A 7,777-nucleotide genomic window follows, 5' to 3' on the forward strand; every position below is an offset into this window, starting at 1 on the left:
AACATTATCTGGCCGAACAGCCGGTTCCATGGAGTTGTTTCGCGATTGGCGAATTCCACGAAAATTCCGACGCGCTCAGGGGTACTCTCACCGGGATTCGTCCGAAATGTGACCCACGGCATGTTCTTGCTGCCATATGCCATCGGTCACTCACGCTTGTTCGGCGAAACGATCCCGGTCTACGGTTCGAAAGTCAGCAAACTTTCAGATAACTTCGCGCGGTAATCCCTGCGCGGAAAAAAGCTAGAACCCTTCCCCCGTCGACACCCCTGACCCTGAGGGAGCCGAACAATGAAGCGTTCCACCACAATTCTGGCCAGCGTGGCCATCGTCCTCGGCGGCGCCGCGACCGTCCAGATCCTCGACGGCGGCGACGCCGGTGCGGTGATCATGGATAACGCCGCGTCGTCCAGCAACCCGGCAGCCGCGCACGAGCGCGCGGCTCAGTAACCCGGTGGCAGCGCGGCGAACATATCGCGACTGACCGCGACCGCGTTGTCGGAGCTGCCACCCCGGACCAAGAGCGTCGCGAACGCGATATCGCCGCGGTAGCCGACGAACCACGAGTGCGACCCGCCGTCGACCTCGGCCTCACCGGTTTTTCCGTACACCTCCCCCTGATCGGCGATCCGCTCGGCCGTGCCGCCGGTGACCACCCTGCGCATCATCGCCCGCAGCCCGGTGCTCACCTGCGGCGCGAGGGCGGGCGCCGCGCCGTCGACCGTCGTGGCGCGGCCCGCGATCAGGTACGGCACCGGCACCGAGCCGTGCGCGACGGTGGCCGCCATCAACGCCATGCCGAGCGGGCTGACCACCACCTTGCCCTGGCCGATGCCGTCCTCGGTGCGCTGGATCAGCTCATCCGAGGACGGCACCGAGCCGGAGAACGTCGGCAGGCCGTCGACCGTATAGCTCGGGCCGACACCGAGTTTCGCGGCGGCGTCGTGCAGCGCGGCCCCCGGCAGCCGGCTGGCCACGTTGGCGAACGCGGTGTTGCACGACCGCTCATAAGCCGTGATCATCGGCGCGTCACCGAGGGTGAACAGGTTGTAGTTGGGAATTGTGCGGTCCCCGATGGTGATTCGGCTCGGACAGGGCAGCATCGTGTCGGGCGTGGCGAGTCCGGTGGACATGGCGGCGGCCGCGGTCACCGTCTTGAACACCGAACCCGGCGGGTATTGGCCGACGGTCGCGACCGGGCCGTCCTGGTCGGCCGCCTTGTTCTGTGCGATCGCCAGGATCGCGCCGGTGGACGGGCGGATCGCCACCAGCATCGCCTGCTCTTCGCGCAGGTCGACGGCGCGTTGCGCGGCGTTCTGCACGTTGCGATCCACGCTGAGCGAGAACGACGGCGCCGGTTGCGACGGCACCTCGGTGAGCACGTCGGTGTCGGCGCCGTTGGCGTTCATGGTGACCACGCTCCAGCCCGCCTTGCCGTCCACCTCGGCGATCACCGTCTTGCGAATCTGGGCCATCAGGTCCGGCGCGAACGCGCGGTCGGTGGGCACCAGGTCCCACTCCGGGGTGATCATGACGCCGGGCAAACCGATGAGATCGGTACTGACCTGGTCGAATTCGCTCTCGCTGAGCATGGCGACGGTGTACGCGCCCTTGGCGGCGACGGCCGCGTCCCGAACGGATTCCGGCGTGAGCTGCGGGTCGAATTGGCTCAGTGCCGCCGCCAGCGCGGTCGCGACCGCGCCGGGGTCGGCGGCGTTCGCCGCGGTGAACGCGACCCGGGATACCTTGCCCGGCACCAGCACATCGCTGCCCGCCTGCTCGTTCACCCTTGCGCGGGGAGCCGGGTTGGCGCGCAGTGACATCGTCTGGGTGTCGCCGAGCTTGGGGTGGATGTTCGACGAGGTCCAGCGGACCTTCCAGCGGCCGCCGCTGCGCCCCATCTGCAACTGACCGGTGTAGCGCCAGGTCCGATCCTTGGGCAGGTGCCACTCGTAGGTGTAGTCGACGGTCGCGGTGTCGCCGCTGACCCTGGCCGAGCCGGTGTGCGCCGAGAGCTTCTCGGCCTGCAGGTGATCCCATGCGGAACCCAGTGCGGCACTGGCCTTTTCGGGCTGATTGGTGAGGTCGGCCGCGGCCGCGAGGTCGTGTCCGGCGAACGCCGCGACGAAGTCGTCCGCCGCGGGCACCGGTCCCTGCGGGCCGCGCGCGCAGCCGGCCGCGGGCAACGCGAGCATCGCGACAGCCAGCGTGGCAATAAGCGGTGTCCTCAGCGGATCGGTCCTGGTCGACATCGGCACCGATGGTAGTAGCCAACGCTGAGCAAACCTCCGCGCCGCTCCGTGTTTCTTTCCACTGAAACAGCTTTCAGCGTGGGCGGGCTCAGTCGAGCAGGATGGTGGCGAAGGTAGCGATCTGCCGGAAGCCGACTCGGCCGTACGCGCGGCGCGCGACCTCGTTGTAGTCGTTCACATACAGGCTCGCGGTGCGGCCGGACGCCACCACCGCGTTGGCGATCGCGGCCGTGCCCACGGTGCCGAGTCCGGTGCCGCGATGTTCGGGATGCACCCAGACGCCCTGGATCTGGCCGGTGCGCCGGGACAACGACCCGACCTCGGCCTTGAAGACGACCTCGCCGTCCTCGAAACGTGCCCAGGCGCGGCCGGATTCGATCAGGCTCTGAATGCGGCGGCGGTAGCCGCGACCGCCGTCACCTGCCCGGGGATCGACGCCGACCTCTTCGATGAACATGGCGATCGCGGCGCAGAGGTAGCGTTCGAGTTCGTCGGGCCGCACCCGCCGGACATTCGGGTCGGGGGCGACCAGCGGCGGTTGGGCGAGGGCGAGCAGCGGCTGTTCGCCGCGCAGTTCCCGCTCCGGACCCCAATGGTCGGCCAGCATCTCCCACAGCGGTATCGCCAGTTCACGGCGTCCGACCACCGACGAGGCGATCCGTGGCCAGCGCAGCGCGCGGTCCGCGAACGCCCGCAGCGCGTCGTGGTCACCGCGCAGCGGGACCAGGTTCGCACCCGAGAAACACAGCGACTCCGAGGGGCCGCCTCGACTCCACAGTTCGCCCTGCCCACACCGGGTGGAATCCAGGCCGAATTCCTGCAACCGGGCCGCGACCATGCACGAGGCCACCGGATCGGCATCCAGCACTCGGAGGACCTGTCCCAGGTCCCGGTTCGCGAGCTGGCGCGCGGGGACGTATTTCGCCCTGCGCGTCGGCTCAAGCAGACTCCGCACGTTGTCAGCCTGCCACGAAAATCGGCGATGTGGTACGGCTATGCCGAACGCAACAGTTCGCAGAGTGTTCCACTGAACCAGGCGAAGTCCGGCTACCACCCGGGAAGGTCGTCAGCCGACCGTCACGACCGGCTCGCCCGCGCCCGCCTCCACGCCCATCTGCTCGGCGATGCGCAGCGCCTCCTCGATCAGGGTTTCCACGATCATCGCCTCCGGCACGGTCTTGATGACCTCACCCTTGACGAAGATCTGCCCCTTACCGTTGCCGGACGCGACACCGAGATCCGCCTCCCGCGCCTCGCCGGGCCCGTTCACGACGCAACCCATCACGGCCACCCGCAACGGCACCTCCATGCCCTCCAGACCGGCACTGACCGCGTTCGCAAGGCTGTACACGTCCACCTGGGCGCGGCCACACGACGGGCAGGACACGATCTCGAGCTTGCGCGGGCGCAGGTTCAGCGACTGCAGGATCTGATCGCCGACCTTGATCTCCTCGGCGGGCGGCGCGGACAGCGAGACCCGGATGGTGTCGCCGATGCCCTCCGACAGCAGCGCACCGAACGCCACCGCGGACTTGATGGTGCCCTGGAACGCCGGGCCCGCCTCGGTCACGCCGAGGTGCAGCGGGTAGTCGCTGCGCGCGGCCAGCTGGCGGTAGGCCTCCACCATGATCACCGGGTCGTTGTGCTTGACCGAGATCTTGATGTCGCCGAAGCCGTGGTCCTCGAACAGGCTCGCCTCCCACAGCGCGGATTCCACCAGCGCCTCCGGGGTGGCCTTGCCGTACTTCTCCAGCATTCGCTTGTCCAGCGAACCGGCGTTGACGCCGATACGGATCGGGATGCCCGCCGCGGCCGCGGCCTTGGCGACCTCGCCGACCCGGCCGTCGAATTCCTTGATGTTGCCCGGGTTCACCCGCACCGCGGCGCAACCGGCGTCGATGGCCGCGAAGATGTAGCGCGGCTGGAAGTGGATGTCGGCGATGACCGGGATCTGGCTCTTGCGCGCGATGGTCGCCAGCGCGTCCGCGTCTTCCTGACGCGGGCAGGCCACCCGGACGATGTCGCAGCCGGACGCGGTGAGCTCCGCGATCTGCTGCAGGGTGGCGTTGATGTCGTGGGTCTTGGTGGTGGTCATCGACTGCACGGAGATCGGGTGATCACTTCCGACCCCGACATTGCCCACCCGCAACTGGCGAGTCTTGCGTCGAGGAGCGAGAACGGCCGCAGGTGCGGCGGGCATCCCCAATCCGATTGTGCTGGTCACTTTCGGCTGCCTACTTTCGTACGTACATTGTGGGCCGTTCGCCTTCCGAGCTTAGTCGCGCACGCCGAACGACCACCCTGTGACGCCCACGACAACGTGCTGTCCCCCAAGTGCCGGCGACAGGGTACCGCGTCCGTACGAACTCAGAACAACTTGATCGGATTGACGATGTCGGCGACCAGCGTCAGCACCATGTAGGCGCCGCCGATCACCACCGCGACATAGGTCAACGGCAACAGCTTCAGATAGTCCACCGGGCCGCCGGGTGCCAGGCCCTTCCAGCCGCGGATGGTGTTGCGGATCTTCTCGTACAGCACCACCGCCATGTGGCCGCCGTCCAGCGGCAGCAGCGGCAGGATATTGAAGGCGCCGAGGAAGAAGTTCAAGCTGGCCAGGACCAGGATGAACACGCCCCACAGCCCGCGTTCGGCGGTCTCGCCGCCGATCTTGCTCGCGCCGTAGACACTGACCGGGGTTTCCGGGTCACGCTCGCCGCCGGTCACCGCGCTCCACAGCGCGGTCACCTTCTGCGGCAGCTGCGCCAGCGACTGGAAGGTGCGCACGAACATGTCGCCGGTGAACGCGCCCGCGGCGGGGATCGCGCTCAGCACGTTGTACTTGACCGGCGCGTAGAAGTCCGAGCCCGCGCCGATCACGCTGACCTCGCGGCCCGCCCCGCCGCCCTCCGGGTAACGCATGACACGTTCCGGGGTGACCGGGACGGTGAGGGTCTTACCGTCGCGCTCGATCGTGTAGGTGAAGGGGGCGGTCTGCTTCTGGGTCTCGGACTGGAAGTCCTTCCAGGTCGTCACCTTCACGTCGTTGACCGACTTGACGATGTCGCCGCGCTGCAGACCCGCACGCTGCGCCGGGCCATCACCGGTGCAGGTCTGGAGGCTGCCGTCCGGATTCTGTTGCGCCGCACAGCTCATGTTGCCGAGCGCGGTGGCCGGCGGCTGATCGAACCGCGGCAGGCCCCAGCCGATCGCGAGGATGACCACCAGGATGTAACCGAGCAGGAAGTTCATCGCGATGCCACCCGACATCACGACCATCCGCTTCCAGGTTTCCTGGCGGTACATGGCACGGTCGAGCTCTTCCGGCTCCAGCTCGTCCAGGGCGGTCATGCCCGCGATGTCACAGAACCCGCCCAACGGCAGCGCCTTGAGGCCGTATTCGGTCTCACCGCGCCGGAAGGAGAACACCTTCGGTCCGAAGCCGATGAAGTACCGCCGCACCTTCATGCCGGTGGCCTGAGCGGTCCACATGTGCCCGCATTCGTGCAACGCGATCGAAATCGTGATGCCTAGCGCGAACAGCACGAACCCCAACGCGTAGACCATGTGTTTAGCAGCCCTCCTGCATAGCGCAGCTCGCCTTGATGAAGTGCGACCGCCGGATCGGCCGCCCACAAACCTGGACCCGCACATCCCGTCACGGCCGCGAGCACCTCGACCACAGTAACCGGACCTGTACCGGGCCTGCGTGTTCAGTGTGCCAGGCGGTGGTCGGCAGGCGAGTCCGAGGCTTGGCTAGGCGTGCACCCGGGATCGGGCGAATTCGCGAGCCCAGCTGTCCGCGGCGAGTACCTCTTCGAGGGAGTTCGGTTCGGTGCGCCATTGATCAGCGGCTTCGACGGCGGCGGTTACGGTGCGCACGATGTCGGGGAAGCGGATGACGCCGTCCAGGAAGGCTTGTACCGCAACCTCGTTGGCGGCGTTGTAGACGGCGGTGACGCTGCCGCCCGCCTCGCCTGCTCGACGAGCCAGGTCGATGGCCGGGAAGACCTCGTTGTCGACCGGCTCGAACGTCCAGGTGGCGGCGGTGCCGAAGTCGCAGGCCAGCGCGGCGCCGGGGACTCGGTCGGGCCAGCCGAGGGCCAGCGCGATGGGCAGTCTCATGTCCGGCGGGCTGGCCTGGGCGAGGGTGGAACCGTCGGTGAAGGTGACCATCGAGTGCACGATCGACTGCGGGTGCACGGTGACGTCGATGCGGTCGTAGGGAATGCCGAACAGCAGGTGCGTTTCGATCAGCTCCAGGCCCTTATTGACCAGCGATGCCGAGTTCAGCGTGTTCATCGGGCCCATCGACCAGGTCGGATGCGTCTTGGCCTCAGCGGGATTCACCGATTCCAGCATCTCGGCGGTCCAGCCGCGGAACGGGCCGCCCGAGGCGGTGAGCACCAGCCGGTCCACCTCCTCGGCGCGACCGCCGCGCAGGCACTGGGCCAGCGCGGAATGCTCCGAATCGACCGGCACGATCTGGCCGGGCGCCGCGGCGCGGGTGACCAGCGAGCCGCCCGCCACCAGCGATTCCTTGTTCGCCAGCGCGAGCCGGGTGCCCGACTGCAGGGTGGCCAGGGTCGGTTCCAGGCCGAGCGAGCCGACCAGCGCGTTGAGCACGACATCGGCCTCGGTGCGGCGGACCAGTTCGGTCGCCGCGTCCGGGCCTACCAGCGGAATGCCCAGTTGCTGAGCGGCTTTCGGGTCGGCGACCGCGACATTGCGGGTCCCGGTGGCCGCGATCTGCGCGGCCAGCAGCTCGGTATTGCCGCCGCGCGCGGCCAGGCCGACCACCTCGAACCGGTCGGGGTTGGCGGCGATCACCTCGAGCGCTTGGGTACCGATGGATCCGGTACTGCCGAGGAGCAGGACTCTCACGATGTCGGACACGGGTTCATTGTGGCGCACTAGAAAACGGGCCCGATGCGTACCCGCCCCGCCGCCCACCGTCCGCCGGACGGCGTGTCCCGACTTACAACGACGCACCGTCGTATGTCACGATATCGAGTAGTAGTCCATCCCGAACCAGCTAAGGAGCGAATCGTGGCCGCCACGGAACTCGAACCCGCCAGCACCGAGCGCGCCATCGTCACTCACGTGGACACCGCCGAGGTTCCGTCGGCCGCGTGGGGGTGGAGCGGTGAATCGCCCCGCACCTTCCGCGCCGCAGGCTGGATCGTCGCGTTCATCCTGGTCGCGATGGTCATCGGCAACCACAAGGGACATGTCGAGGACATCTTCCTGGTCGGCTTCGCGCTCGCCATCGTCGGCATCCTGGTCCGGGACTCGTTCCTGCGCCGCAAGCCGCGCTAGTCGGGTCGGCACCGGCCGAATGCCCTGAAATATATCGGCTTTCACCAGACCGAACGGTCTAGTACGGTTTTGCGTCGAGAGGTGGGGCCCGCCGGATAGGTGGCGGGGGGTCCCTGGCGTGCACGTCCGGCGTTGGGTAAGACAGACCATTTAGGCGGCCCGCCGATGGCCCCCCCCGCCGGGGGGGGTGAGGTGCTTATGGCCCC

7 protein-coding genes are annotated in these 7,777 nt (G+C 67.9%); 2 read left to right on the plus strand and 5 right to left on the minus strand.

Going from position 1 to position 7,777, the window contains the following annotated elements; genetic code table 11:
- Nucleotides 1-291: 291 nt before the first annotated feature.
- Entirely contained in the window at nucleotides 292-450 is a 159-nt protein-coding gene (locus ACFWF1_RS09200) for a hypothetical protein (protein WP_379284663.1), read from the plus strand.
- Here ACFWF1_RS09200 and ACFWF1_RS09205 read toward each other — a convergent pair.
- From ACFWF1_RS09205 to dxr, 5 genes are all read right to left on the minus strand, one after another.
- Nucleotides 444-2,252 (minus strand): penicillin-binding transpeptidase domain-containing protein, encoded by a 1,809-nt coding sequence (locus ACFWF1_RS09205; RefSeq protein ID WP_379284664.1) that lies wholly within the window; start codon nucleotides 2,250-2,252, stop codon nucleotides 444-446. The genes ACFWF1_RS09200 and ACFWF1_RS09205 overlap by 7 nt on opposite strands.
- An 88-nt stretch (nucleotides 2,253-2,340) precedes the next feature.
- Entirely contained in the window at nucleotides 2,341-3,207 is an 867-nt protein-coding gene (locus ACFWF1_RS09210; protein ID WP_379284665.1) for a GNAT family N-acetyltransferase, read from the minus strand.
- A 111-nt stretch (nucleotides 3,208-3,318) separates the two neighbouring features.
- Nucleotides 3,319-4,476, minus strand: a complete 1,158-nt coding sequence (ispG, locus tag ACFWF1_RS09215; protein ID WP_379284666.1) for a flavodoxin-dependent (E)-4-hydroxy-3-methylbut-2-enyl-diphosphate synthase — start codon at nucleotides 4,474-4,476, stop codon at nucleotides 3,319-3,321.
- A gap of 143 nt (nucleotides 4,477-4,619) precedes the next feature.
- Nucleotides 4,620-5,819 carry a M50 family metallopeptidase gene (locus tag ACFWF1_RS09220; RefSeq protein WP_379284667.1) on the minus strand — a complete coding sequence of 400 codons (1,200 nt, stop codon included), beginning with the start codon at nucleotides 5,817-5,819 and terminating at the stop codon, nucleotides 4,620-4,622.
- A 189-nt stretch (nucleotides 5,820-6,008) separates the two neighbouring features.
- Nucleotides 6,009-7,148, minus strand: a complete 1,140-nt coding sequence (dxr, locus tag ACFWF1_RS09225; protein ID WP_379284668.1) for a 1-deoxy-D-xylulose-5-phosphate reductoisomerase — start codon at nucleotides 7,146-7,148, stop codon at nucleotides 6,009-6,011.
- Between the two features lie 153 nt (nucleotides 7,149-7,301).
- Between dxr and ACFWF1_RS09230 the strand changes: the two genes are divergently transcribed.
- Nucleotides 7,302-7,571: a DUF2631 domain-containing protein gene (locus tag ACFWF1_RS09230; RefSeq protein WP_357378463.1), complete on the plus strand. Its 270-nt coding sequence runs from the start codon at nucleotides 7,302-7,304 to the stop codon at nucleotides 7,569-7,571.
- The last annotated feature ends 206 nt before the right edge of the window (nucleotides 7,572-7,777 follow it).

Source organism: Nocardia sp. NPDC060255 (genome assembly GCF_042727395.1).
GTDB lineage: Bacteria > Actinomycetota > Actinomycetes > Mycobacteriales > Mycobacteriaceae > Nocardia.

What these genes read in the sequence shown, in the direction of transcription:
- ACFWF1_RS09205 (WP_379284664.1), bottom strand. Translation starts at nt 2,252, where the DNA reads ATGTCGACCAGGACCGATCCGCTGAGGACACCGCTTATTGCCACGCTG.
- ACFWF1_RS09220 (WP_379284667.1), bottom strand. Translation starts at nt 5,819, where the DNA reads ATGGTCTACGCGTTGGGGTTCGTGCTGTTCGCGCTAGGCATCACGATT.
- ACFWF1_RS09200 (WP_379284663.1), top strand. Translation starts at nt 292, where the DNA reads ATGAAGCGTTCCACCACAATTCTGGCCAGCGTGGCCATCGTCCTCGGC.